Source organism: Porphyromonas sp. C0041D3 (assembly GCF_056590575.1).
The window spans coordinates 79,311-103,504 of sequence record NZ_JBWPWJ010000003.1 but is presented as its reverse complement, the minus strand read 5'-3'; the positions used below and the strand labels follow the sequence as shown (position 1 = coordinate 103,504).

Genomic DNA, 24,194 nt, shown 5'->3' with positions numbered 1-24,194 from the left:
GGATCACTTGCCCGTGAGGAGCTGCTTGACGATACGGGAGATGTCGCCACCCTGAGCCTTGCCTGCCAGCTCCTTCGTGGCGGTGCCCATGATGCGTCCCATCCCCTTCATGTCCGTGACCCCGAGCTTCTCGATCAGAGCACGGATATACTCGGTGAGCTCGCCCTCGTCCATCTGCTTAGGGAGGTACTCCTCAAGTATCTTAGCCTCTGCCTCCTCGCCCTCGTCCAGCTCCGGGCGACCATTGTCGCGGTAGATCTGTGCCGCATCGAGACGCTGCTTCTTCATCTTCTGCAGGATCTCTATCGCGTGGCTGTCTGTGAGCTCGCCCTCAGCGCCCTTGGCGGTCTTCGCCTCGAGGAACTCTTTCTTGATCCCCCTCAGGGTCTCTGTCCGCACGTGGTCGTGCGCCAGCATCGCTTTCTGTATATCGTTGCTTACTTGGTCAAATAGATTGCTCATAGGTATTCTTCGCTATTAGTCGTTACCAAACCGGATGATCTCCTCCTGCTCCTCATCGTCGGAGAGGCTCTCCTGCGGCTCCGGTGCGGGCGAGATCACCGGCTCCTCCTCGGCAGTCGGGATCTCCGGAGCGACGGAGGCGCCCTCCGGTGCGTGAGACTCCAGTGAGCCGAGGTCATCCACTCCTGAGACCGGCTCCCGTCGTGTGGTGACGGGGGTAGGCTTCCCCTCCGTCCCGCCTGAGGTGCGGAGGTGCTGCCGGAGTTTCTTCAGGTCCTCGTCCTTGCGCTTCAGCGTCGGGGTGGCGAGGACGGCGGAAATGAAGTCGTCGTTGTCCAGCTCGTCCTCGCTGAAGATCACGGTCGCATAGGGACCTGTGTCGAGTACATCGCCATAGAAGAGGCTGATCTTGCGATCGTTCTCGTGTCGCTTCTCGGCGGTCTCACCGATCTCCTTGCTGATCGCGTCGCTCAGCTCCTTGCCATACTCGTCGTAGCGGAGGTCACCCTCGCTGAAGCCGGAGGCGAGGAGCGTGACGCCGATCTCATTCTCCATATCCTCCCGCTCGCTGATACCCCAGATGAGAGAGTAGTTATTCTGGATCTTCTCCAGCTCGCGCTGGAAGTCCTGTGCGATTGCTGCCTTGGGGTCGTGTCCCTTGAGGAAGGTCAGCAGCAGGAGGACGCGTGAGGCCTTGTCGAAGTTGGTCGTATTGACGAGCGGTGACTTCAGCGCCCGATCCATAGCGACGCTGACGCCCTCCTCCTCGCTCGCAAAGCCCATGGTGATGATCGAGACACCACCATTCTGCAGCGTCGTGCGGACGTCGGCAAAGTCGAGGTTGATCGCACCCTTGATCGTGATCATCTCCGCGATGGCCCGCGTGGAGGTGGTGACGACGTCATCCGCTTTCTTAAAGGCCTCGGTGATCGTCAGGTCGGGGTAGACGCGGTAGAGCAGCTCATTCTTGATCACAAGGAGGGCATCGACATTCTTCGCCAGCTCCTCCACGCCCTGGATCGCCTGGAGGATCTTCACCCGTCCCTCAAAGACGAAGGGGATCGTCACGACGCCTACCGTCAGCTTGCCCATGTCCTTGGCGATGCGGGCGATCACCGGGGCGGCACCTGTGCCGGTGCCACCACCCATACCGGCGGTGATGAAGACCATCTCGGTCCCATCGTTGAGCGCCTCGCGGATCTCCTCCGCCGACTCCTCGGCGGCGGCATGAGCCACCTCCGGACGGTTGCCGGCGCCGAGCCCCTTGGTCGTCTTCTGTCCCAGCACGATCGTGTCGGGGACGTTGCACTCCAGGAGGTGCTGTCGGTCGGTATTGCAGAGGAGGTAGGAGACGTGGTCGACATCCTGACCATACATATAGTTGACGGCGTTGCCACCACCGCCACCGACGCCGATCACCTTGATGATCGTCGGGATCTCATCCTTTTTTTTGCTGCTGATATTGAGTAATTCGCTCATAAGTCCGATACGTATCTATGATAAAAAGGGTAGAGATCACTCGTCGACGTCATCCTCGGGGAAGATGAGGCCGCCACTGAATAGCTTGGAAAAGAATCCATTGCCCTTGTTCCTGTGCTTCGTGCCGCTACCGCGGGTCACTTTCTTGGGCGGCTCCTGCGCCTTCGTCTCTATCTCCTCCACATTGATGAGCGTCTGCGTCGTGCCGGCAAAGGCATCATCGGGCAGCTGGTCCTCCGGGTAGTCGCTGCCGGTCGAGGTAGCCTGCTCGCTCGTCCGCGACACCGGCTGCTCGGTGGGGGCGGTCGGTGCCTGCTGCTGCGCTGCCGGCTCGGGGCGGACATAGGTGGCGGCGAGGTCCTGAGCCACGTAGTAGACCATGCTGTAGACGGAGTGCCACTCAGGGTTTTCGATGTAGTAGCTATTGTCTCGTCCATAGCGGCCAAGGATGGAGGCGGCGTAGTCCACCTTTACATTAAACTCCTTCGTCAGCAGATCCCTCAGCCCGTTCATGCGGGAGGCTCCGCCGGTGATCACGATGCCGGAGAGGCTGTGCTCGGGGAGGAGGGTATTGATGTAGGTCGAGATATTGCGGACGATCTCTGAGGAGCGGGCACGGATGTACCGATTGACCTCGCGGAGCGGCAGGCTCTTTGACGTCATACCATTGGCGGTCTGTACCACCACCTCGCCCTTAGCCTCCTCCTCGGAGGCAGAGAGAGTGGAGCCATTCTTCGTCTTGATCCGCTCCGCCTCCATGAGCGAGATGTGCATGTCGGTCAGGTCGGTGGTGATCGCATCGCCGCCGAGCGGGATCACGCGCAGCCCGACCATCTGCCCTCTATTGTACACCGAGACGGTCGTACACTCGGCGCCGAAGTCGATCAGGGCGCAGCCGAAGCGCTTCTGCTCCGTGGTGAGGAAGAGGTCGCTCATGATCGTTGCCGGGATCAGGTACTCCGTCTCTCGTGCCAGCTTCTCCTCCAGCACGCGCCGGATATTGCGGTCCAGCTCCTCACGGGCGAGGAGCAGCTGGTAGCTCACCTTGAGATTGGATCCCTGGACTCCGACGGGATTATTTGTCCAGCTGCCGTCCACATAGTAGGCGGGGGTGACATCGTCGGCGATCGATATGTAGCGGCTGTCGAAGTCCTCGTCCGCCGTCTGCAGTCGCAGCGTGTCCATATCCTTCTCCGTGATCTCGCGCGGCTCACCGAGTGTCAGCTCCGCCTCGTGCATGTCGGAGTGGAGACTCTGCCCATTGACCCCGGCGTAGACTCGGTCTATGGGGCAGTCGGCGAGCTGAGAGAGCTGTCGGAGGAGCTCGTCGGTCTTCGCCGCCACCTCCTTGAGGTTATAAATGATGCCGCGACGGATCTGTCCCTCCGACTCGACCGTGCTCTGCTGACGGAATGTAAAGGTGCCGTCCGCCTTGCAGTCCGCCAGGGCTGCCTTGATCGTGTGGCTGCCAAAGTCGAGGAACGCGGCAGTGATGGTATCGTCTTCTCGCATGAAGTAAGTCCGGATAGTGTACGTGTCTCAGTATCGGGTGGATCGCTCCACCCTCTCCCCCTTCCCACAAAGATAACTTATCTCCCCGACAAAAGAAAAAGCAACCGGCCGGTAAGTGCGGATGCCTGTGGGATGGCCATCGGCCGAGACACGAAGTGCAGATAACCCCCGGGAAAGAAGGCCTCGGGTACGATACACGCCCCCGCCAGGGTGCTGCACTTTTTAGGGAGCCAAGATACCACTGCGACGCTATGAAGGGCTTGAGGAATGAGCCTCCGTCTCTCCGTTACACCGCGTATGCCGTGGTAAAATCATACTCGAAGAAACTCAAACAAGAGAGCACCGGAGAGTATCACAAGAATCACTCTTCCCCAAAAAGCTCTCGTGCTGATTTGGAGTGATCCTTTCCTCTTGAGATATATCGTCAGGATCGGTGCTATTCCGTAGATCACAAAAGCGCCAACAAGGGACAGCAAATGGCTCCGGAATAGATAGTAGTTCAGTACTAATAGAAGACCTCCGAGGACAAAAAAAGTAGCAAATAGGAGGTTCGCAGAGTAGTTTTGTTGCTTGTTCATTCACTCAAGATGGCATTGGTATTTTCGGAGAGGATCTCTCTCCGAGCGACGCATACGCGGGAGGAGTCGTTGTCTGAGGGATGCTATCGCTTTGGATAGCGATGGGGGTCCTCCTGGTCGCTTTCTCCCAGGACCTTTCGTAGACCCAGACCGTAGGTCTCGTCCGCCACATCAATGAGCGTATCGAGCGCATAAGCCCTGAGCTCAGCCTGACGGGCTTCCTCTCTTGACTTGGCAAGCTCGGCCTGCTTCTTGGCAAACTCGGTCTGCTTCTTGGAAAGCTCTTTTTTCAGGCGCTCACTCTCTGCCTTCAGTCTCTGAAGCCGTTCGATCGCAAGCTGCTCGGCAGGTGATGGGAGGTCGCCTTGACCATCCCCGCTCGGGCTGTAGTTCTTCTCTTTCTCCATAAACATCTCTCCTGTATGACACTATGCACAAGATACGAAATTCCAGTCTCTCTTCCGTCCATTTAACAAAGTCCCTGGCAGGTTTTTGAATGGTGACAAGTTTATTGTGTAGCTTTGGATTGCGAAGGGGACTGATTAGTCTATCTTTGTTAGTTCACCGAAGCGTCAACAGGGGCAAGTCGGGGTCTGAGGGTGCAGCCGTAGCGAGGACCTTAAACTGTGGATAACTCTTACTGATCATGGAGCACTTGATTATCGGTATCATCATCTTTGTGGCGATTGTTTGTTTCGTTGTACTGATATTTCGGATTATTGGTGGCTATTTCTCAGGTCTCTTCGGCAGTGCCAAGGAGATCCTGACAGGAAATATCGTCGAGGGTGGCTGTAGCTGCATCATCATGCTTATCCTCGGAGTCTTAGGGATCATAGTTGCCGTCGCCTTCGTGACCGGGATCATAGAGGCGATGATAGAGTGAGGCTGATGATCATCGATAAAGTCAGGATACGACAAGAGTTGGTCGCAATGGATCGTATGTGCAGATAAGAGACAAGGAGGGTAGGAGGGGGTGTAGCTCCAGTCCTTTCCCTGAAACAAGGATCCCCGACAGACTGCTCTGCCGGGGATCCTTTCGGTATCAGTGGAGGGGGGTGCTAACCCTTTGTCTTGTGGTCAACGTGAAGCAGACGCGCCTGCTGATCAGGTCAGCGAAGAGGTACGCCTCCTGCTATCTCGGGGTGCGGAGGGCGCGCATGGCGTTGAGGATCGCAAGGACCATCACGCCGACGTCGGCGAAGACCGCCATGCCCATCGTGGCGAGGCCGAGGGCGGCGAGGAGGAGCACCAGCAGCTTCACCCCGATGGCGAAGACGGCGTTCTCTCGGGCGATGCGGAGGATCCTGCGAGAGATACGGATGGCGAGGGCGATCTTGGAGGGCTTATCGTCCATCAGCACCACGTCTGCCGCCTCGATGGCGGCATCGGAGCCGAGACCGCCCATGGCGATCCCGATGTCGGCTCGTGCGAGAGCGGGGGCGTCATTGATCCCATCCCCGACGAAGGCGACCATCCCTTCGGCTGCATTCAGCTCCTCCTCCAGTCTCTTTACCTTATCCTCAGGGAGGAGCTCAGCGTGAAATGCCGTTACGCCGGTCTCCTCAGCGATATGGGCAGCCACGTCTCGGTGGTCTCCGGTCAGCATCACGCTGCGGGCGATCCCCGCCTGACGCAGTGCGTCCATCGCCTCGCGGGCGTCGGGCTTGATAGCGTCCGAGACAACGATGTGCCCGGCATAGACGCCATCGACGGAGACGTGGACAATCGTCCCGACGTGGTCGCAGGGGTGCCACTTGGCTCCGATGCGCTCCATGAGGGTGCTGTTGCCGACCGCCACCTTTTGTCCATTCACCACCGCCGTGACGCCCTCACCGGCGATCTCCTCGATCTGCTCAACGCTGCAGTCGTCCTGCTCCCCGGGGTAGGCCTCGCGGAGTGATGCGGCGATGGGGTGGGTGGAGAAGCGCTCCACGTGGGCGGCGAGGTGAAGTAGGTGGCGCTCATCCTGCGCCACGGGGTGGACGGCATTGACCTCGAAGACGCCCTTCGTCAGCGTGCCGGTCTTATCCAGCACGACGATGCCGGTCTTGGCGAGCCGATCAATGTAGTTGGCCCCCTTTATCAATATCCCCTCCCTCGAGGCGCCACCGATGCCGGCGAAGAAGGTGAGCGGAATGGAGATGACGAGTGCGCAGGGGCAGGAGACGACGAGGAAGGTGAGGGCGCGGTAGAGCCAGGTGGCGAAGTGATCGCTGAAGTCGCCCGAGAGGAGCGGCGGGACAATGGCAAGCAGCACCGCTACACCCACGACTATCGGGGTGTAGACACGTGCGAAGCGGGTGATGTAGGTCTCGCTCTGAGACTTGTGCTCGGCGGACTCCTCCACCAGCTCGATGATCCGTGAGGCGGTGGAGTCGCCGAAGCTCTTCGTCACGCGTGCCTCAAGCAGCCCGGAGACATTGACGCATCCCGAGAGGATCTCGTCCTCCTCGGCCACATCTCGCGGGATGCTCTCACCGGTGAGGGCGACGGTATTGAGGCTGGAGCGCCCCTCGGTGATGATGCCGTCGAGGGGCACTCGCTCTCCCGGTCGTATCACCATGGTATCACCGACGGAGACCTCCTCCGACGGGACCTCCACCACCTCTCCACCTCGGCGGATATGGGTGGTGTCGGGCCGGATCTCCATCAGGTGGGAGATCGCCCGACGGCTGCGTCCCTCGGCATACTCCTGGAAGAGCTCCCCGAGCTGGAAGAAGAGCATCACGAAGACCGCCTCGGGGAGCTGGCTCTCCGCCCCGGGCAGGAAGCCTATCCCCAGCGCCCCGAGAGTGGCGATACTCATCAGGAAGTCCTCGTCCAGCAGCTCCCCCTCCGCTATTCCCTCCGCGGCCTCCCACAGCGTGTCGTACCCAACGATGAGGTAGGGGACGAGGTAGATGAGGAGCAGCTGCCAGAGAGGCAGAGCCACATTGTGCTCAATGACAATGGACACCGCTAGGAGTAGGGCGGCAGCGATAATGCGTGCTAATTTTTTATTCATAATAGGTACTCATAACTGTTACTTATGATGCAAAGGTAGGAGTCCTTTCTCGCAACCTGATTGCAAAGGTCGAGAGAGACCGGCTACCTGCCCGTCAGCCGGTCGTGATCGAAGTAGCTGTAGTAGCCTCTGTCTGTGTAGATGAGGTGGTCGAGCAGCGTCACGCCCACCACGCGGCACGCCTCGTAGAGTCGCCAGGTAAAGCTGTCGTCGTCGGTGCTTGGGGTGAGCGACCCTCCCGGGTGATTGTGGACCACGGCGATACCGAGCGACCGGTGACGCAGTGCCTCTCGGAGGATCACCCGCACATCGGCAGAGGTCTCCTGATACCCACCGGCAGAGATCACCCGGCGGATAGGCGTGGTGAGCCTCAGCCTTGTCTCCTCTTCAGCCACAGCTCGGCTGTCGGTCTCGGCTCGCTGCTTTCGCTCGATCCGCACCTCGTCGTCACCGAGCAACTCGCTTCGGCTAAGGATCCGGTTGCTGTGGATCACCATATTCTGACTATTGAAGCAGAGTAGCCACATCTGCTCCTCCGAGAGACCGGTCAGCCGGTCGGCCATGTAGTCGTAGATCTTGAGGCTGTTGCTCGCCTGCGACATGTCCGTGCCATACTTGGGGTCGCAGAGACCTCTGGTGGCGCGCATACCCAGCTCCATGGCGGCGGCGATCGTGACTAACTTCACGTCGCCCATACCATGGATGGAGGGGTATATATTGTCTATAAAGTCTTTGTAGAGGAGGTCGAGGTGACCGAGGTACTCGGCTAAGAGCGACTTCGCCAGCTCTATTGCGCTTTGCTTACTGGTCCCTCCGCGGATCAGTATCGCCAGGAGCTCAGCGTCAGAGAGCTCGCGCACGCCATCCCTCAAGCCCCTCTCTCGGGGACGATCCTCGAGAGGTATCCCGTGGATCCCCGACTTGCCCTCTTGGCTCTTCTTCTTGTCTGTCGCCTTACTCACTCGACAAACTTTCGGTCTATGCTCCCTGCATCAAATATCAGCTGCTTGATCTTGTCGAGATCATTGATCTTGCAGACCAGCAGCACATCCTTATGGTCGATCACCACGACATCCTCCATCCCCTCGAGAGCGATCAGTCGATTGGGATCCTCGGAGACGACAAGGGTATTGCGGCAGGAGTTACAGATCTTTGGTCCCTTCCCCAGTACCGCATTGCCCTGCTCATCCTTGTCCGCCATCGAGTGGATCGCCGACCAGGTGCCGAGGTCGACCCACCCGGCGTCGGAGAGCAGCATAGTGACATGCTCAGCCTTCTCCATCACAGCGTAGTCAAAGGAGATATTGGGGCTGTAGGGCAGGACGGCACTTACGAAGCTCTCCTCCTCGGTCGTCCCCCACACCTCATCGCGAGCATAGAGTCTCTCGGTCAGCTCCGGGAGGTGAGTCTTGAGCTCGGTGATGAAGGTGTCGGCGCGGGCGATGAAGAGGCCCGAATTCCAGAAAAACTCCCCGCTGTCCATCAGCACCTGTGCCATCTCGGCATTGGGCTTCTCCGTAAAGGTCTTCACCTCATACGGCTGAGCTCCGGCTCCCTCAGTCTGCTTCTCGTCACGGCTGACCGCCTGGATGTATCCGTAATTGGTCTCAGGGTAGGTGGGGCGGATGCCTATGGTGACGATCTCGCCCGCCTTCTCTGCCAGACGGCAGCCACCAGCCACCAGCTCGACAAACTCCTCCGGGGCGACGATTAAGTGGTCACATGGTGCTATGGTCACCACCGCCTCGGGGTCGAGGGCGTAGATGTGGCGGACGGCGTAGGCGATCGCCGGTGCGGTATTGCGGTGGGTTGGCTCGAGGAGGAGGCACTCCTCCGGCAGCTCCGGCAACTGCTCACTCAGCTGGGTGCGGTAGTCCACGTTGCTCACCACGAAGAGGCGTTCCTTGGCGAAGTGCTTGAGGTATCTATGATAGGATAGCTGGAGGAGGCTCTTGCCGGTGTCGAGGAAGTCGATGAATTGCTTCGGGTGACTCTCCCGGCTGTAGGGCCAAAAACGGCTGCCGGTGCCACCGGCAAGGATCACACAGTACTGATGATGTGTAGGGTCAAGGACCATAAGGGAAGAAGCTTATAGTATTAGAGGAAGTTCGTCCACCTCTTTGAGTGGCACAAAGGTACCTAAATTCCGTCAAGCGGAGCGTCGCCCATCACTCCCCGGCAGAGACGATCACGGAGGTGTGCCCCATCGTGATCACGTCTCCATCCTCCAGCCGGCGTCGCTCTCCCGGCTGCAGAGGTTCCCCATTGACATAGGTCCCCTTGCTGCTGCCGGCATCCCGCACGGTCAGGTTTCCCCTCTTGTCGTGAGTGAAAATGGCATGGCGCCGATCGAGGTCGGCATCGTGCGTCGGTAGCTGAAGGTCGACGTCGGAGTCGGTCTGGAAGCGCCCAAAGGAGCGCTCACAGCCACGGGGAAGGGCAAACTTTCGCTCATCGGAGAGCTGACTGTCCACCACCTCAATGTAGCAGCTGCCGGGCTCCTCGAGCGAGATCGAGAGCATCTCCGGAGTCTGCTGCATAAGGCGATGGGTCTCGCTGCGGAAGACAAGGAATGGGTGGCGACAGAGGGGGCAGACCTCCCGTACCCCGTCCTTCATGGTGGGGGCAGGGCAGGTGACATTGATCTCTCTACTACAGTAAGGACACTTCGCTTTCATGGCTCTTCGCTCTCTAAGTAATTACTAATCCACTCGGCCCACTCGTACTGCTCCGCCTCTATCGCCTGATGCAGCAGGTCTCCCGCATGCACCTTGCTGATCGTGTTGAAGGAAGCGACTAACCGATCAGCCTCATAGTCCTCCGGCATCCGTCCCTGTCTTAGGTGATGGCTGAGAAGCTCATACTCAGCCTCCGGGGAGAGCCGACGCATCGTCCCCTCCCACTCCTCCTCATTGTGCCGGTGAGAGGGGCTAAGGAGCTGCTCCTCGATCAGTAAGGGCAGGCTATTGAACGTTGCGTGGAGTACCCCCTCGGACACCTGCACGTCAAAGGAGATGTCGCCCTCCTCAGTCACCGCCTTTACCTCCGCACGTGGCTGACCTCCCTCCCCGTCGCCCCGGATCACTATGCGGCTGACGTGGCAGCCCACAGCATCCTGTACATTGCGGAAAAAGGAGTCAGCGCTCCGTATCTGGTCCTTGCCCGACAGATAGAGACGGATGATGCCGGTACACTCCGCGTCAAGCGAGGGGGGTACCGGCAGTAAATACTCCCGTCGGGGACTCTCCTCAACAGTCTTAAGCACCAGACGCAAGTCCGACTCGCTGCCGGGCACCCGTCCCATCTCCAGTCCGCTGAAGGCTATCTGTACGATCTTTGTGCTGCTCTCACTCATGGTCTGTCATCGTATCGGATGGATGAGTGCTCTCCAGCTCCTGCAGATAGGAGGCCCACTCATAATTCTCTGTCTCTACGGCGATCTCTCCCAGCTCCTCCCACTGTCGAGGGAGCATCACCTGCACATTTTTCCTCATCTCCTCGTCCATCTCCTCGGGCTTACTCCCGGAGCGGATAAAGTCGGTGATCCTCTCGTAGGGGGGCATCACCCGCTCCGGCCGGATCGTCGGCGTCTCTGTCGGGTCGGAAATGAAGTGGAAGGATACCTGCGAGCCAATGCTCAGCAGGATGTCTCGGTCCACATAGATCGGCACCCCATGCAAGACTGCGTGGATCAGCGCATCCACCATAGGGACGGAGAAGCTCTTCGTCAGTCCCTCCCTATCCCTCAGCGTCACCATCGTGGTGAGGTGATCCCCCTCCGAGGTGACCTTGAGGGAGAGCAGGCTCGTACCGGAGGAGACAAGGTATGACCTGAATAGGCTCTCAGGCTCGGGTCCTCGGTGCAGTGTACTTACCAGACGAGGGAAGTAAAGCTGCCCCAGCGGTGGCTGAAGGGGCACGGGGAATAGCTGCTCGGTCACCTCTCGGATCGGCTTGCCCGTCTCGCTCTGGGGGATCAGCAGCATCACGAGGATGGACGGATTGGCACTCAGATTGCCCATCCCGCCGATCGTCATCTGCAGATACTGCTTTGCCGAAGCCTTGTCGTCTATGCTATTTTCCTCCATATTGTCTCTTTCTTACACTCAAATCTACCAAGAACACCGCAAATACCCTGCCATCTCTCCGCTACGTTGCCGTACGAGACCCGGTGTGCCGGTGGCTCAGGGTCAAAGAAAGCGTCCCGAGTAGCCGTAGCACCCGGGACGCTTTACCGTTTCTCTTCCTCCTCTCGTCAGAGCGTGCGGGGGAGGTAGAGGGTCTTGGTCTCGTCGTTGTAGACTGTGGCAATGGGCAGCTCCCTCTGCTTGCCATCCACGGTGTATAGGGTCGAGAAGGCGGGGATCACGTAGGTGTGACCGCCCTTCTTCACCGTCAGCACCATATCCTCGGCGCGGTCGCCCTTGAGGGTCATCTTGCACCCCGCAAAGACCTCCGTATGGGGTGCGAAGTACTTATCCGACAGCTCCTTCATCGTCTGTGGCATCGCCGTCAGCGTGCGGAGGTAGTCGTGGAGCTGGAGGTTGGTATTGAAGCCGATGAGACGCTTCTCAAAGTCGGGGTGGTAGCAGCCGAGGAAGACCTCCTCACCGGTATGCCCGTGGGTGGTGAAGACGATGTAGGTCATATCGGTGTAGGCGCGGCAGATGTAGCCTGCGAGCGAGGAGGCGTAGAGCGACTTGAGGTGGTCGATGAGGTCGGCGGAGAGGTAGTCGGAGAGCTGTACCTTCTTCCTCACCTCAGCCGGCTGGGTGGCTGCGCTACGGCTGTCCACCTCGTACTGACGAAGTGCGCGGACGATCGGCAGCTGGTCTGCGGGGAGCTCGCGAGTGGTCACCTCCTCCCAGATCTGCTCAATATTCTCCTCCGGATTGGCGATCAGGCACTCGGCCAGACCGGATGCGGTGAGCTTGATGTCCGTGATGGGACCGAAGAGCTTGGATGCAGGTGTCTCTGCGTACGTGTGACCGAGGTTGTCGGTCCCGAGGGAGATGCCGCTATTGCCGTGGTCGGCGGTCATCAGGACGACTGTGTTGCCATCCTTCTTGGCAAAGTCGATCGCAGCCTTGACTGCACGATCAAAGCCGAGGAACTCGGTCGCCATGCCGACAGGGTCATTGGCATGGGCTGCCCAGTCCACCTTGGATCCCTCGATCATCAGCACGAAGCCCTTGTCGTTATTCGTGTCCAAGACCCGGAGAGCACTCTTCGTCATCTCCTCCAGCGATGGCATCATAGTGGTGTCTCGGTCGAGGTCAAAGGGCATATCCATCGGAGCAAAAAGTCCCCAGACTCTCTCGCCCTGATAGTCAAGCGCCGCCTTGCCCGGGTCCGTGAAGACGCTCCAGCCACGCTCCTCGAGGTACTTGCGGTACTCCGGCTTTATGAGGGAGGCACCGCCACCGTAGAGGACGTCGATCTGATTGTGCACCATCTGGGGGACGATCCACGAGTACTTGCTCCTCTTGTATGAGGAGGAGGTGCAGTCGGCCGGGGTGGCGTGAGGAAACTCACATGTCACCACGATGCCGGTCTTACGCCCCTGCTCCATACGGAGTGCCTGCCAGAGCGGCACGAGGGGGCGTCTCTGCCACAGCGAGTCGTAGGGGAGGAGGTCCGCCTCACCGTGGAGGACAGGATAGGTGCTCACCTGACCGGCAATGCCCGGCACACCATTCATATAGGTGCTGGTGGTGGGGGCGGAGTCGCCGATGGGCGAGTCGGAGCAGTAGGTGAGGATGGTCCCACAGAGATAGGGATCGATGAGGAGGTTTTGCTTCTCCGCATCCGTGAGGCGCTGGTACCAGCGTGCCAGCGAGAGGGTGGCGAGGGAGGTCCCGTCGGAGATGCAGAGGATGACGTTCTTGACCGGCTTGGGGGTCTCATGGACGACCGCCTGACCGGGCAGCGTCACAAGTAGCGTCACAGCCAGGACGAGGCTGCGCACGACAGAGAGGTGAAATGATCTCATAGGATTACGTTTGCTAATTCTTCTACGGGCACAAATGTAGCTCTTTTGCCCCACACTGAGGGAAGGTGGATCGCTGTGCGTCACCTCTGTCAATAAATAATTTAATCCCAAGAAAAACTATGTCTGCCAGAGATAATGTTTGGCGAGAGCATAATATGGCTAGCCCGCGTTTTGATGGGCCTGGAGGGAAAGGAAAAAAAGGTAGCCTTTGCTGTGGGCCATAAAGGAGGGGTGCCCAATACCCGATGGATAGGCGCTCTATCTAATACCGATATTAGTGAAGTCTAATATCGGTATTAGGCGTCACTAATATCGGTATTAGAGATTTCTCTGAGGAGTGGGCTACTTTGGACAGGGGTGACGCATTTGAGTTTTACGGGATAGAAGCGGGCACCGACATGGGGGCGTTTCGTAATCAGGATAAAATGGCTACCTTTGCCCTCACATAAGACCGAGAGGTCATCGGGGTGTAGCGCAGTCCGGTTAGCGTATCTGCTTTGGGAGCAGAGGGTCGCGAGTTCGAATCTCGCCACCCCGACAAGACCAAAAAGAGAGCGATGAGGAGATCTTTTTCTCTTCATCGCTCTCTTGCTTTATCTTGGAGGTGACTCCTACCTGCCCATACGGGTGGAGGGGTTGAGCACCTCGTGGTGGCTGTAGGGCTGCTCCTCAGGGCGGTGGAGGGCGGTGCCGGCAGGCTTCTCCTCCGCCGGCAGGCTCTCCTCGTCATCGTCCATATAGCAGATGACATCGCCCTTGCGGACCATGGCGCCCTGGTTAGCGACCACCTCGCGGATACGCCCGCCGACAAGGGCAGTCACCGGCTCGCGGTAGCCGCCTGAGGGACAGATCTCGCAGAGGCAGCTCCCGCGACGGTAGGCGGTGCCGACCTGTGGTGCAGCGGATCCCTCCTCGAGATTGATCTCCCAGAGGATCTGACCACTCGTGGGGGCGGTGACGACCGTCCAAGCGGCACGCTTCAGCGCCCGAACCTCCTCAGGGGTGGTGCCGCGGAGGGCGGCGCGCTCGGCACGCTTCTGCTCCAGATCCTCGAGGAATCGCTCCTTGGCAACACCGGAGCGGTAGTCGCGGTACTGCGGCTCGTGCATGGCGAGTTCAAAGAGCTCCTCGTCGTCCTCGCCGTAGTCCCAGCCCTCCTCGTCCATCATCCGGCGGAAGCGGTCGAGGTCGTCGGGATAATTGGTCTGCGGGTCAGCGTCGGTAAAGGCCAGCCCCTTCTCCTCCGCAAGCGTGCGCAGCTCCTCAGCCACGGGACCGGGGACGCGGCCATTCTTCCCGAGGATCATCCCCCACGCCTTCTCATCGATCGCCTGCCACCGATCGCCGCCACGCTCCATATTGAAGACATTCATGAGGGCAATATTCTTGGTGTACTGGCTGTAGGGGGTGACGAGGGGCGGATAGCCGAGCTTTGGCCAGATGTGCGCCACCTCGTCGAAGAGCTTCACCATCAGATCGTCGATGGAGATCTCCGGCTCGCCCTTCTGCCGATGAAACATATTGATCGCCTCGTGGATGCCCTGCAGGTCGGACATCATCGAGCCCATCATCCCTCCGGGGAGCCCGCAGCCGATGAGGAGCGAGGAGCACTGGAGGTTTTGCTCATTGATGTAGTAGCCGAGGAAGTCGTCCACAAACTCCTGCGTGAGCGTGCGGACCTGCATATAGGCCTTCATATTGATCTCCGGGACCTCGAAGCCGTCCGCCCTCAGCATCTCCCGGATGGTGATCACGTCGGGGTGGATCTTGCCCCACGACAGTGGCTCCACAGCGGTGTCGAGGATATCCACACCGGCGCGTGCCGCCTCGAGCATTGATGCGACGGAGAAGCCGGGACCGATGTGGCCGTGGTACTCGATCACGATGTCGGGGTGTGCCTCCTTGATCCGCCGGACGATCTGACCGATGACTGTCGGTCGACCGATGCCGGCCATATCCTTGAGACAGATCTCCTCCGCCCCCGCCTCGATGAGCGTGTCAGCGAGAGTGGCGTAGTAGTCGACCGTGTGGACGGGCGAGTGGGTGATGCAGAGCGTAGCCTGTGGGGTCATCCCCGCCTCCTTGGCGTACCGGATCGAGGGGATGACGTTGCGGGGGTCATTGAGCCCGTCGAAGATGCGGGTAATGTCGACTCCCTGGGCGTGCTTCACCTTGTACATCAGCCGCCGCACGTCCGACGGACAGGGGTACATCCGGAGGGCGTTGAGTGCCCGGTCAAGCATATGGGTCTTGATCCCCGCCTCACGGAAGGGCTTGGTAAAGGTCCGGACAGCTTGGTTGGGGTTTTCCCCGGCGAGCAGCTGTACCTGCTCAAAGGCACCTCCATTCGTCTCCACTCGGGAGAAGCAGCCCATGTCGATGATCGCCGGGGCGACCCGCTCCAGCTGGTGGGCGAGAGGCTGATACTTCCCCGAGCTCTGGAACATGTCTCGGTAGACGAGACTGAATTGTATCGGTTTCCTTTTTTTTGTCATAAAAAGAGGTGGAGTTCCTACAGCTTGCGTGCGGCGAGGTCGCTCAGGTGGGACCGCTCGCCGTGGATGAGGTTGACGTGTGCAAAGCAGTCCTCACCGCGCATCCGCTCGATCATATAGGCGAGGCCGTTGCTCCTGCTGTCGAGGTAGGGGGAGTCGATCTGCTGCACGTCTCCGGTGAAGATCATACGGGCGTGGTCGCCGGCGCGGGTGATGATGGTCTTGATCTCCTGGGGGGTAAGGTTCTGCGCCTCGTCGACGATGAAGATCACATCACCGAGGCTTCGACCACGGATGTAGGCAAGTGCCTCGACCACTAAGCGCTCATCGCCCAGCATGGCATCGATCTCCTGTGCAGCGGCGGACCCGGTGCCGAGCTGTGACTTGATCACATTGAGATTGTCGAAGAGCGGCTGCATGTAGGGCATGATCTTCTGCTTATAGTCTCCCGGGAGGAAGCCGATGTCCTTGTCGGCAAGGGAGACGATCGGCCGGGCGAGGAGGATCTGGCGGTAGTCCTCGGCCTGGGCAAGGGCGGCGGCGAGGGCGAGGAGCGTCTTACCCGTACCGGCGGTACCGGTGAGAGCAACGAGGGAGAGTGACTGGTCCATCAGCACATCGAAGGCGAGCGCCTGCTCCGCATTGCGTGGGGTGATGCCGTAGTAGCTCTTCTTCTCCACCGTGCGGATGGTCTTCGCCTCGTTGTCCACGCGACAGAGTGCGGAGGAGTTGGGAGCCTTGAGGACAAAGGTCTGATTGGGCACCACGGTGACCGGCAAGGAGAGCTCCTCCACGGGGACGCCCTTGCCACCGGCGACGTAGAGGCTGTCCACGGCGCTATCATCAGCGATCTCTATCTCGTGCTGCTCGGGCCGATTGGGGTCCTCCTGCCGGATCTTGTCGGTCGTGTAGTCCTCCGCCTCGAGCCCGAGGGAGAGTGCCTTGAGCCGCATATTGACGTCCTTGCTCACGAGCACCGTCTCCTCACCGTGACGCTCGTCCATCAGCGTCAGCGCGGTGGAGAGAATGCGGTGATCCTTGATGTCTTCCCCGAAGGCTGCCTGCACCTTGGGGTGGTGCTGTCCCTCGGTGAGGATATAGACGCGCCCGCCGTCGTCATTGACCTCGATGCCCTTGGTGATGAAGTCGTGGAGCTTGCTCCCCTTGTCCTTCGTATCCTTCTCCGTCTCCTTCTCGATCGCCTTGTCGATGATGCGGGTAAAGGCGCGAGCATTGTAGTTGATCTGCTCGTAGCCTTTCTTGAATTTATCCACCTCCTCGAGGACGGCGATGGGGATGTAGACGTTGTTTTCCTGGAAATTCTTCACGCACTGGTAGTCGTGGAGGATCACGTTGGTATCGAGTACAAAGTTCTTCTTAGCCATGGTAGTTCGGTTGAGTTAGTGTTTCCTTTGGCACAAATGTAGCGAAAGAGATACAAATGTATCTTCGCCCACCGTGGCTTAAGAGAAGAATTGCTCGAGGGCGGAGCGGGTGATGCCGACGGAGGAGAAGCCACCGTCGTGGTAGAGATTCTGCATCGTCACCTTGCGTGTCAGGTCGGAGAAGAGCGCGACGCAGTAGTCTGCACAGTCGTCCGCATCGGCATTGCCGAGGGGCGACATCCGGTCGGCAAAGAGGCGTAGCTGCTCCATCCCCTCGATCCCCTCACCGGCAGTGGTCGCAGTGGGCGACTGGGAGATGGTATTGATACGCACGTGGCGCGCTTCGCCATAGATCAGGCCAAAGCTCCGAGTGATCGACTCGAGCATCGCCTTGGCATCCGCCATGTCGCTGTAGTCGACAAAGGAGCGCTGCGCCGCGATGTAGGTAAGCGCCACCACCGAGCCCCACTCGCTGATCGCGTCGAGCCGCTTGGCGACCGAGAGCATCTTGTGGAAGGACACCGCAGAGATGTCGAGGGTCTTCTCGTAATTCTTGTAGCTAAGCTCCTCGTAGGGGATCCGCTTGCGGATATTGGGACTCATACCTATCGAGTGGAGCACAAAGTCGATCGTCCCGCCCAGCTGCTCCATCGCCTCCGTGAAGACCCGCTCCAGCTCCTCGACCGAGGTGGCATCCGCCGGGGTGACGATGCTACCGGTCTCCTCCGCCAGCTTATCAAGCGTGCCGAAGCGTAGCGCTGCGGCAGTATTTGAGAGGGCGAGTGTGGCACCCTCCTCATGGCAGCGCTGTGCCACTTTCCAAGCGATGGACTTCTCATTGAGCGCTCCAAAGATGATCCCCCTCTTCCCCTTTAGCAATCCGTACGACATACTTTGTTTCTATAGCTTTCGTAAAACGACTCAACAAAGTTAAGGATAAAGCGCTACAAGACACTCTGTCCGCAAAAGTCCGCACCAAGGAAGTCTACTTATAAGGATGGAAAAAATCTATTAACGCTGTGGCTATCCGCTGACAGCACTAAGAGAAATGGGGCATTTTACATACCTTTGTCCTCGGTACATTTAGATCATTACAACTTGGCTAAAAGCAAATCATACCGATCTCCCGGGAGATCGTCCTCAGATAGTCGTGGGCGGAGCAAGGCTCGGCCGACTGGTAGGTCAGCCCGTCGCCTCCCCTCCTCTGTCAATACCTCTCCCACCCAGGAGTCATACAGCGCTGAGGAGCAGCAGTCCCTGCTCGACCTGATCATCACAAAGTCTGGTCGATCTCGCACCGCTGCTAAGCGTCTCATCAGCTCGGGGAGGGTGTCGGTGGCGGAGACCCCGACGACCATGGCGACGCAAATGCTGGAGCCCGGCACCGCTGTGACGGTCCACCGGCTGGCGCCGGTAGCCCCCTTTGCCCACCCCCTTATCTCGGTCGAGTGGGAGGATGACTCGTATGTGGTGGTCTATAAGAAAACCGGCATCCCTACAGTCAATACCGCTCATAAGGATCCGCGCAATACTGTGCTCCATATCCTGAGCCGACACTACAAGAAGAGCAATCCCGCGGCTAAGCTCTTCATGCTTAGCCGCCTCGATAAGAGCTCTGCCGGCTTTGTCGTCTTTGCAAAGACCACAGAGGCCAAGGAACTACTCTCTCGCCGCTGGAGCAGCGCCGTCCATCATCAGCGCTATGCCCTCGTAGTGGAGGGGACCCTGCCGACGACGGAGCCCTTTGAGCTCACCTCGGTATCGACCCCGAGCGAGGACGAGCGTAAGGGACGCACGGCTGCCCGGACCGAGACTGCCGTGAGGGCTGAGGTGCAGCCCCTTACCAGCTCAGCGGGAGGGAACCTCCACCTCGTGGAGGCGGACGTGGTCGGCGTGCGTATCTACTCGATGCGTAAGATCTTTGGGGACAATAAGCTTCGCATCTTCGGGGACATCCGATACCACTCGCACTTCTATGCCAAGGATCAGATCGCTCTGGCTCAGACGGAGCTGGAGCTGACGATGCCCCACACCGGGGAGACGCTACGTCTGAGGCGCCCGATCCCCTCCCACTTTAGGACTTTATTAGCACAGGATAAGGGGCAGCCTGAGGAGTGACGCTCCTGACTACCCCCTCTCGATAGACCTTTAATACAAATATCAAAATTGCGACTTACAGACATGCGTAAGCATTTAGTCACACTCTTGGCGCTACTGCTGGCGAGCACACTCTCCCTCGGGGCGAGTGCTCAGATGTTTGAGAACATTGTGCGCTGGGAGACCTCACAGAGTAATGATGCCAATGGCATCGTCACGCTGACCTACACGGCGACGATCCAGTCCGGCTGGCACATATATGGTGTGGACCTCCCCAAGGATGGCCCCACCGTCACCACTGCCGACTTCTCCGAGAGTAGGGGGATCAAGGCGCTTACCGGTCTCACTCCCGACCGGAAGCCCGCCACCACGTATGACCCCAACTTTGCCATGGACCTCACTACCTTCGATGGCAAGGTGACCTTTACCCAGAAGGTGCAGATCCTCGACCCGACGAATTTTGTCATCAAGGGCGATCTGATCTGGCAGGCCTGCAATGACGAGACCTGCACCCCTCCGGACCGCCACTCCTTTACTTACGGGCCCAAGGACCTGAAGACTGCCGTCACCTCGGTGCCTGCTACCGATATCGAGGAGGGTGAGGTGCAGCCGACTGAGGAGCCTGCTCCTGAGGCTGTCTCTGCCGTCTCCGCGGCTGACGACGGTGCGCTCTATGAGTCTGTAGAGAGCGAGCTGAGGGCATATGGGGACAAGAACTTCACCAGCCCCGACACATCGCTCCTGAAGATCTTCCTCCTCGGCTTCCTCGGTGGCCTCGTGGCGCTCTTCACGCCTTGTGTATGGCCGATCATCCCGATGACTGTGAGCTTCTTCATGCACCGCTCTAAGAGTAAGAAGAGTGCGCTCCGCGATGCGATCATCTATGGTCTCTCGATCGTGGTGATCTATGTCGCTCTCGGGCTGCTCGTCACCGGTATCTTCGGTGCCAGTGCGCTGAATGAGCTCTCTACCAATGCGATATTCAATATCTTCCTCTTCCTCCTCCTGGTGGTTTTCTCGATCAGCTTCTTCGGCGCCTTCGAGATCACGCTGCCCTCTTCGTGGACCAATAGGGTGAGTACCAATGCCTCCACCTCATCCGGTCTGCTGAGTATCTTCTTCATGGCCTTCACCCTTGTGCTGGTCTCTTTCTCCTGCACGGGACCGATCATTGGTACTCTTCTCGTGCAGGCGGCAGCTGAGGGAAATATCCTCGGTCCGACACTCGGCATGCTCGGCTTTGCGCTGGCTCTCGCCCTGCCCTTCACCCTCTTTGCCATTTTCCCCAATTGGCTCCAGAGTATGCCGAAGAGCGGTGGCTGGCTCAATAGTGTCAAGGTGGTCCTCGCCTTTATCGAGCTGGCACTGTCGCTCAAGTTCCTCTCCGTGGCCGACCTCGCATACGGCTGGCACATTCTTGACCGAGAGACTTTTGTCTCCCTATGGATCGCCATCTCCTTCCTCCTCGGGCTCTATCTGCTCGGGATCATCCGCTTCCCGGCAGACGACAAAAAGGAGTCGGTCTCATGGTTTGGCACCCTCTTGGCGACGATCGTCTTCGCTTTCGGCATCTACATGGTGCCCGGGCTCTGGGGCGCTCCGCTCAAGGCTATCAGTGCCTTTGCTCCACCACTCACGACGCAGGACTTCAATCTCTACGACAGCGAGGTGCATGCCAAGTTTGACGACTATGAGGCAGGTATGGCCTATGCCAAGCGTGAGGGCAAGCCGGTGATCATCGACTTCTCCGGCTATGGGTGCGTCAATTGCCGTAAGATGGAGGCCTCCGTATGGACCGATCCCACGGTGAAGGATATCCTGGATAATGACTTTGTGCTGATCACGCTCATCGTCGACGACAAGACCCGCCTCACTCAGCCCCTTGAGGTGACGGAGACCAATGGTGACCACCGCACGCTCAAGACGGTCGGCGAGCGGTGGAGCTTCTTCCAGAGGACAAAGTTTGGCTCCAATGCTCAGCCCTTCTACGTTATGCTTGACAATACCGGTCACCCCCTCGCTGCCAGCTATGGCTTCGATGAGGATGTCGACAAGTACATTACCTGGCTACGTAGCGGACTGCAGACCTACAAGAGTCGTCAGTGAGCCTCACATAGAGTGAGTTACAGAAGCCCCCTCTCCGAGATTTCGGGGAGGGGGCTTTTTTTTATCCCTTTTGTGTATCTTTATCATAGAAATCATCTTAACCATTAAGAGAGAGAAATGAAGAAACTCTTTTTTGCACTTGCCATCATCGTGATGGCACTCCCCCTCTCGGCGCAGAAGCGACTCGAGGTGGGCGTCTTTGCCGGGCACGGAGGTGCCGAGACCTGTGTCGAGGAGACCTATGCGGCACTCCTGATGGACCGCTCCGTCACGCCTCATTACATCTACAGCCGGGATATAGCCACTGGGGCGCTGGATCGCCTCGATGTGCTGATCCTCCCGGGTGGGGGCGGCTCCACGGAGTACCTCAATTTCGGCAGTCTCGGTGCCGAGCGGATACGTCGCTTTGTCCGTCAGGGAGGTGGCATCGTCGGTATCTGCGCCGGAGCTTACGAGCTCACCGATACGCCTGACTATGCCTGTCTGAGGATGAGTGGCGCCAAGGCGATCGACATCGAGCATGACACCCGCGGGCTCGCTGTCTCTATGGTGACGCTCACCCCTGAGGGAAAGACAGCCTTTCCGGAGCTGGCCGCACAGGATACGCTATATATAATGTACTACGAGGGACCGGTCCTGGTCCCCGACGACAAGGGCGAGATCACCTACACCTCACTTGCCACCATGGAGAGCGATGTCCACGAGTATGGCGTCCCCGGTGGGATGACCAATGGTAAGCCCTTCATCATCACCGGCTCCTATGGAGCGGGAAAGACCCTCTCCGTCATCGGCCACCCCGAGAATACTGCCGGCATGCAGTGGATGATCCCCCGGATGGCTCACCTTGTCGCCTCCTCGGAGATCCCAGAGCAGATCGATCGTAAGTTTATCGACCCGGATCACTTCGGTAGGGAGATCAAGATAAATGAGGAGCGACGCCGCTACGAGAGTGACGCCTATGACCTGCTCCTCTATGCCGCACCGGAGAAGAAGGTGGAGGTGCTGGACACGCTGATGAAGATGAATTCCTGGAGTGCCAAGGGCTGGATCCAGGGACTCCTCTACGACGAGTCCCCTCTCGTGCGGGCCGCGGCTGTCCGCTGGCTGGGAGAGACCACCTACCTCCGCTACCGGGATGACCTCAGAGCCCTTCGCTCCTGCGAGACCGACCCCACCGTCCTCCGTGCGCTGGATGACGCCCTACAGCGCATCCAGCCGTAAGCCTCAGCAGAGCAGACCGGCTGAGGGCGACATATACCCCTTCCTGTGAAATGTAAGTCGATCCCTCCTTACGGCATAGGGATAAGGGTGGTGACTAGCGGGAGGTGTGCTGACGGACACCGCGGATGAAGAGGACCCTCGCTCTCCGGAGGGAGATCCGCTGCTTTAGACCCCATTTGAGCCGGATTTATCCGGCCGTGACTAATACCGATATTAGGTGAGCCTAATATCGGTAAAAGAATTCTCTAATATCGGTATTAGAGAAATCGAAGCATCAGGTGGGGGTGGGATCAGCGGGAGGTGCGCTCGTAGCGGGCACCGGGGAGGGAGCGGACCTTGCCGGACAGCTCCAGCTCGAAGAGCCGTCCAGAGAGTATGCCGGGTGACTCGCCCAGCCTCATGGAGAGGTCGTTGAGCGTGAGCGCCCCTGCCTCCTGCAGTGTCGCAAGGATGGGATCCTCGTCCCCCTCTCCCTCCTGGGCAAAGGGGAGCTGCCGCTTGGTACTAACCTCAGGTAGGAGGCTTAGCTCCTCGAGGAGTGTCTCCGGGTCGGTGAGGCAGGTGGCGCGCTGGTCGGTGAGAAGCCTATTGCATCCCTCGGAGGTGGAGTCAAAGATCCGCCCCGGCACGGCAAAGACCGATCGCCCGTAGTCAAGGGCGAGACCGGCTGTGATGAGCGCTCCGCCTCGTCGGGCACTCTCCACGACCACCGTGGCACGAGTCATCCCGGCGACGATGCGATTGCGGAGGACGAAGTGCTGCGGGAAGGCTCGGGTATGGTAGCTGTACTCCGTCACCACACCCCCACCGCTATGGATCATCTCTGCGGCGAGGTCTCTGTGGCGGGAGGGGTAGAGCGTGTAGTGCCCGTGCGCCACCACGCCGACGGAGCGTAGCCCATGCTTGACTGCTGCTCGGTGCGCCAGGGCGTCGACCCCATAGGCTAGGCCGCTGACGATGACCAGGTCGGTTCTCAGCTCCGCCCAGCGCCCTATCATCCGCTCGATCACATCCGCTGCGTAGGTGGTGCATCGACGGGTGCCGACGATGGCGATCATCGGGCTGTCGATCGGGAGGGTCCCCTTGACGTAGAGGACGAGGGGCGAGTCGGCACAGTTGAGCAGGTAGTCGGGGTAGCCTTCTTCTCCATAGAAGAGTGGGGTGATCGTCTCGCCTGCCGCTGCTCTCTCGCTCAGCGTCCGGAGCTCCTCCTCAGCCTTGTGGAGGGAGTCCTCGGAGCGGATGAGCCGAGCTAAGGAGGGGCGGATGTTGGGGTTTTGCGCCAACTCGTCTGCCGTCGCCTCAAAGATCCGCTCCGGATGGTTGTCAAAGTCCTCGAGGAGGGCGTGGCTGATCGTGGAGCCGACACCCGGGAGCATCGTCAGTCGCAGGAGGGCAAGCTCGGCAGGGGTCAGTGAGAGGGACACGGGAAGGGGAGGGGCTTGAGGTGCTTGTCGCAGTAGTCCATGAGGATGTCGAAGTACTCCCCCCGCGTCAGCCGGCCATCCTGCACGCCGGCGACGTGGACCCGACCGGAGCAGACCACCACGCCATCGCTCTCGCGGATCACATCCTCATCGACCACGAGGAGGGGTCCCTTCCGACCGATTGTAATGCCGATGACGAAGGTGTCGTCTGACCGGAGTGGTCGGTGATAGTCCAGCTCCGCATGGGTGACAAACATGTCAAATCCCTCGCCGTGCTTGCTCGAGAAGCTGTCACCGATGATGCGGAGAAATTGGTGCCTCGCGTGCTCCATGTAGTGGAGGTAATTGGCATGGTTTACCACGCCCTGGATGTCGCACTCATAGTCGCGGACGATCAGGGTGGGACTGATGTAGAGATAGCTCTTGGGTGCCATGG

Annotated in this window: 20 protein-coding genes and 1 tRNA gene; 5 read left to right on the top strand and 16 right to left on the bottom strand. The window is 59.2% G+C overall.

Annotated features, from left to right (window positions below):
* Positions 1–3: 3 nt before the first annotated feature.
* The 4 genes from AC1EKE_RS02955 to AC1EKE_RS02940 form a co-directional block, all read right to left on the bottom strand.
* Positions 4–462, bottom strand: coding sequence for a GatB/YqeY domain-containing protein (locus AC1EKE_RS02955; protein ID WP_480308098.1), 459 nt, complete (start codon positions 460–462; stop codon positions 4–6).
* A gap of 15 nt (positions 463–477) precedes the next feature.
* A complete protein-coding gene (gene ftsZ / locus AC1EKE_RS02950; RefSeq protein WP_480308097.1) occupies positions 478–1,941 on the bottom strand; it encodes a cell division protein FtsZ in 1,464 nt (487 codons plus the stop codon).
* A gap of 36 nt (positions 1,942–1,977) precedes the next feature.
* Positions 1,978–3,453 carry a cell division protein FtsA gene (locus AC1EKE_RS02945; RefSeq protein ID WP_480308095.1) on the bottom strand — a complete coding sequence of 492 codons (1,476 nt, stop codon included), beginning with the start codon at positions 3,451–3,453 and terminating at the stop codon, positions 1,978–1,980.
* A gap of 661 nt (positions 3,454–4,114) precedes the next feature.
* Positions 4,115–4,438 carry a hypothetical protein gene (locus AC1EKE_RS02940; protein ID WP_296121897.1) on the bottom strand — a complete coding sequence of 108 codons (324 nt, stop codon included), beginning with the start codon at positions 4,436–4,438 and terminating at the stop codon, positions 4,115–4,117.
* A 239-nt stretch (positions 4,439–4,677) separates the two neighbouring features.
* On the opposite strand from AC1EKE_RS02940, the gene AC1EKE_RS02935 reads away from it, so the two are divergent.
* Positions 4,678–4,914: a hypothetical protein gene (locus AC1EKE_RS02935; RefSeq protein WP_296121895.1), complete on the top strand. Its 237-nt coding sequence runs from the start codon at positions 4,678–4,680 to the stop codon at positions 4,912–4,914.
* Positions 4,915–5,163: 249 nt separating this feature from the next.
* On the opposite strand, the gene AC1EKE_RS02930 is transcribed toward AC1EKE_RS02935, so the two are convergent.
* The 7 genes from AC1EKE_RS02930 to AC1EKE_RS02900 all read right to left on the bottom strand — a co-directional run bounded on the left by AC1EKE_RS02930 (position 5,164) and on the right by AC1EKE_RS02900 (position 13,027).
* Positions 5,164–7,035 (bottom strand): heavy metal translocating P-type ATPase, encoded by a 1,872-nt coding sequence (locus AC1EKE_RS02930; protein WP_480308094.1) that lies wholly within the window; start codon positions 7,033–7,035, stop codon positions 5,164–5,166.
* Positions 7,036–7,118: 83 nt separating this feature from the next.
* Complete coding sequence (locus AC1EKE_RS02925) at positions 7,119–7,997, bottom strand: JAB domain-containing protein (RefSeq protein WP_480308092.1); 879 nt, start codon at positions 7,995–7,997, stop codon at positions 7,119–7,121.
* On the bottom strand, positions 7,994–9,112 hold the full coding sequence (locus tag AC1EKE_RS02920) for a mannose-1-phosphate guanylyltransferase (RefSeq protein ID WP_296159687.1): 1,119 nt from the start codon (positions 9,110–9,112) through the stop codon (positions 7,994–7,996). Before AC1EKE_RS02920 ends, AC1EKE_RS02925 begins: the two co-directional genes overlap by 4 nt.
* A 91-nt stretch (positions 9,113–9,203) precedes the next feature.
* Positions 9,204–9,713 carry an FHA domain-containing protein gene (locus AC1EKE_RS02915; RefSeq protein WP_296159691.1) on the bottom strand — a complete coding sequence of 170 codons (510 nt, stop codon included), beginning with the start codon at positions 9,711–9,713 and terminating at the stop codon, positions 9,204–9,206.
* Positions 9,710–10,390, bottom strand: coding sequence for a hypothetical protein (locus AC1EKE_RS02910; protein ID WP_480308090.1), 681 nt, complete (start codon positions 10,388–10,390; stop codon positions 9,710–9,712). Before AC1EKE_RS02910 ends, AC1EKE_RS02915 begins: the two co-directional genes overlap by 4 nt.
* Complete coding sequence (locus tag AC1EKE_RS02905) at positions 10,383–11,123, bottom strand: hypothetical protein (protein ID WP_070463825.1); 741 nt, start codon at positions 11,121–11,123, stop codon at positions 10,383–10,385. Before AC1EKE_RS02905 ends, AC1EKE_RS02910 begins: the two co-directional genes overlap by 8 nt.
* 167 nt (positions 11,124–11,290) lie before the next feature.
* On the bottom strand, positions 11,291–13,027 hold the full coding sequence (locus AC1EKE_RS02900; RefSeq protein ID WP_480308089.1) for an alkaline phosphatase: 1,737 nt from the start codon (positions 13,025–13,027) through the stop codon (positions 11,291–11,293).
* Positions 13,028–13,490: 463 nt separating this feature from the next.
* Between AC1EKE_RS02900 and AC1EKE_RS02895 the strand changes: the two genes are divergently transcribed.
* A tRNA-Pro gene (locus AC1EKE_RS02895) sits at positions 13,491–13,565 on the top strand.
* 73 nt (positions 13,566–13,638) lie between these two features.
* On the opposite strand, the gene AC1EKE_RS02890 is transcribed toward AC1EKE_RS02895, so the two are convergent.
* The 3 genes from AC1EKE_RS02890 to AC1EKE_RS02880 all read right to left on the bottom strand — a co-directional run bounded on the left by AC1EKE_RS02890 (position 13,639) and on the right by AC1EKE_RS02880 (position 17,798).
* Positions 13,639–15,522, bottom strand: a complete 1,884-nt coding sequence (locus AC1EKE_RS02890; protein WP_480308087.1) for an oxaloacetate decarboxylase — start codon at positions 15,520–15,522, stop codon at positions 13,639–13,641.
* A gap of 17 nt (positions 15,523–15,539) precedes the next feature.
* Entirely contained in the window at positions 15,540–16,907 is a 1,368-nt protein-coding gene (locus tag AC1EKE_RS02885) for a PhoH family protein (protein WP_296165142.1), read from the bottom strand.
* A 78-nt stretch (positions 16,908–16,985) separates the two neighbouring features.
* Positions 16,986–17,798: an enoyl-ACP reductase FabI gene (locus tag AC1EKE_RS02880; RefSeq protein ID WP_480308086.1), complete on the bottom strand. Its 813-nt coding sequence runs from the start codon at positions 17,796–17,798 to the stop codon at positions 16,986–16,988.
* A 207-nt stretch (positions 17,799–18,005) separates the two neighbouring features.
* Between AC1EKE_RS02880 and AC1EKE_RS02875 the strand changes: the two genes are divergently transcribed.
* The 3 genes from AC1EKE_RS02875 (at position 18,006) to AC1EKE_RS02865 (ending at position 22,331) form a co-directional block, all read left to right on the top strand.
* Positions 18,006–19,025 carry a pseudouridine synthase gene (locus tag AC1EKE_RS02875; protein ID WP_480308085.1) on the top strand — a complete coding sequence of 340 codons (1,020 nt, stop codon included), beginning with the start codon at positions 18,006–18,008 and terminating at the stop codon, positions 19,023–19,025.
* Positions 19,026–19,088: 63 nt separating this feature from the next.
* Complete coding sequence (locus AC1EKE_RS02870; protein ID WP_480308084.1) at positions 19,089–21,110, top strand: protein-disulfide reductase DsbD family protein; 2,022 nt, start codon at positions 19,089–19,091, stop codon at positions 21,108–21,110.
* Positions 21,111–21,227: 117 nt separating this feature from the next.
* Positions 21,228–22,331 (top strand): BPL-N domain-containing protein, encoded by a 1,104-nt coding sequence (locus tag AC1EKE_RS02865; RefSeq protein ID WP_480308083.1) that lies wholly within the window; start codon positions 21,228–21,230, stop codon positions 22,329–22,331.
* Between the two features lie 290 nt (positions 22,332–22,621).
* Here AC1EKE_RS02865 and dprA read toward each other — a convergent pair whose 3' ends face one another.
* A complete protein-coding gene (gene dprA, locus AC1EKE_RS02860; RefSeq protein ID WP_480308081.1) occupies positions 22,622–23,758 on the bottom strand; it encodes a DNA-processing protein DprA in 1,137 nt (378 codons plus the stop codon).
* A complete protein-coding gene (locus tag AC1EKE_RS02855) occupies positions 23,743–24,192 on the bottom strand; it encodes an acyl-CoA thioesterase (RefSeq protein ID WP_480308079.1) in 450 nt (149 codons plus the stop codon). The genes dprA and AC1EKE_RS02855 overlap by 16 nt, the downstream gene beginning before the upstream one ends.
* Positions 24,193–24,194: the final 2 nt, after the last annotated feature.

Coding starts and splice junctions, on each gene's coding strand:
- AC1EKE_RS02955 (WP_480308098.1), bottom strand. CDS start 462: ATGAGCAATCTATTTGACCAAGTAAGCAACGATATACAGAAAGCGATG.
- ftsZ (WP_480308097.1), bottom strand. CDS start 1,941: ATGAGCGAATTACTCAATATCAGCAGCAAAAAAAAGGATGAGATCCCG.
- AC1EKE_RS02945 (WP_480308095.1), bottom strand. CDS start 3,453: ATGCGAGAAGACGATACCATCACTGCCGCGTTCCTCGACTTTGGCAGC.
- AC1EKE_RS02940 (WP_296121897.1), bottom strand. CDS start 4,438: ATGGAGAAAGAGAAGAACTACAGCCCGAGCGGGGATGGTCAAGGCGAC.
- AC1EKE_RS02935 (WP_296121895.1), top strand. CDS start 4,678: ATGGAGCACTTGATTATCGGTATCATCATCTTTGTGGCGATTGTTTGT.
- AC1EKE_RS02930 (WP_480308094.1), bottom strand. CDS start 7,035: ATGAATAAAAAATTAGCACGCATTATCGCTGCCGCCCTACTCCTAGCG.
- AC1EKE_RS02920 (WP_296159687.1), bottom strand. CDS start 9,112: ATGGTCCTTGACCCTACACATCATCAGTACTGTGTGATCCTTGCCGGT.
- AC1EKE_RS02915 (WP_296159691.1), bottom strand. CDS start 9,713: ATGAAAGCGAAGTGTCCTTACTGTAGTAGAGAGATCAATGTCACCTGC.
- AC1EKE_RS02910 (WP_480308090.1), bottom strand. CDS start 10,390: ATGAGTGAGAGCAGCACAAAGATCGTACAGATAGCCTTCAGCGGACTG.
- AC1EKE_RS02905 (WP_070463825.1), bottom strand. CDS start 11,123: ATGGAGGAAAATAGCATAGACGACAAGGCTTCGGCAAAGCAGTATCTG.
- AC1EKE_RS02900 (WP_480308089.1), bottom strand. CDS start 13,027: ATGAGATCATTTCACCTCTCTGTCGTGCGCAGCCTCGTCCTGGCTGTG.
- AC1EKE_RS02890 (WP_480308087.1), bottom strand. CDS start 15,522: ATGACAAAAAAAAGGAAACCGATACAATTCAGTCTCGTCTACCGAGAC.
- AC1EKE_RS02885 (WP_296165142.1), bottom strand. CDS start 16,907: ATGGCTAAGAAGAACTTTGTACTCGATACCAACGTGATCCTCCACGAC.
- AC1EKE_RS02880 (WP_480308086.1), bottom strand. CDS start 17,798: ATGTCGTACGGATTGCTAAAGGGGAAGAGGGGGATCATCTTTGGAGCG.
- AC1EKE_RS02870 (WP_480308084.1), top strand. CDS start 19,089: ATGCGTAAGCATTTAGTCACACTCTTGGCGCTACTGCTGGCGAGCACA.
- AC1EKE_RS02865 (WP_480308083.1), top strand. CDS start 21,228: ATGAAGAAACTCTTTTTTGCACTTGCCATCATCGTGATGGCACTCCCC.
- AC1EKE_RS02855 (WP_480308079.1), bottom strand. CDS start 24,192: ATGGCACCCAAGAGCTATCTCTACATCAGTCCCACCCTGATCGTCCGC.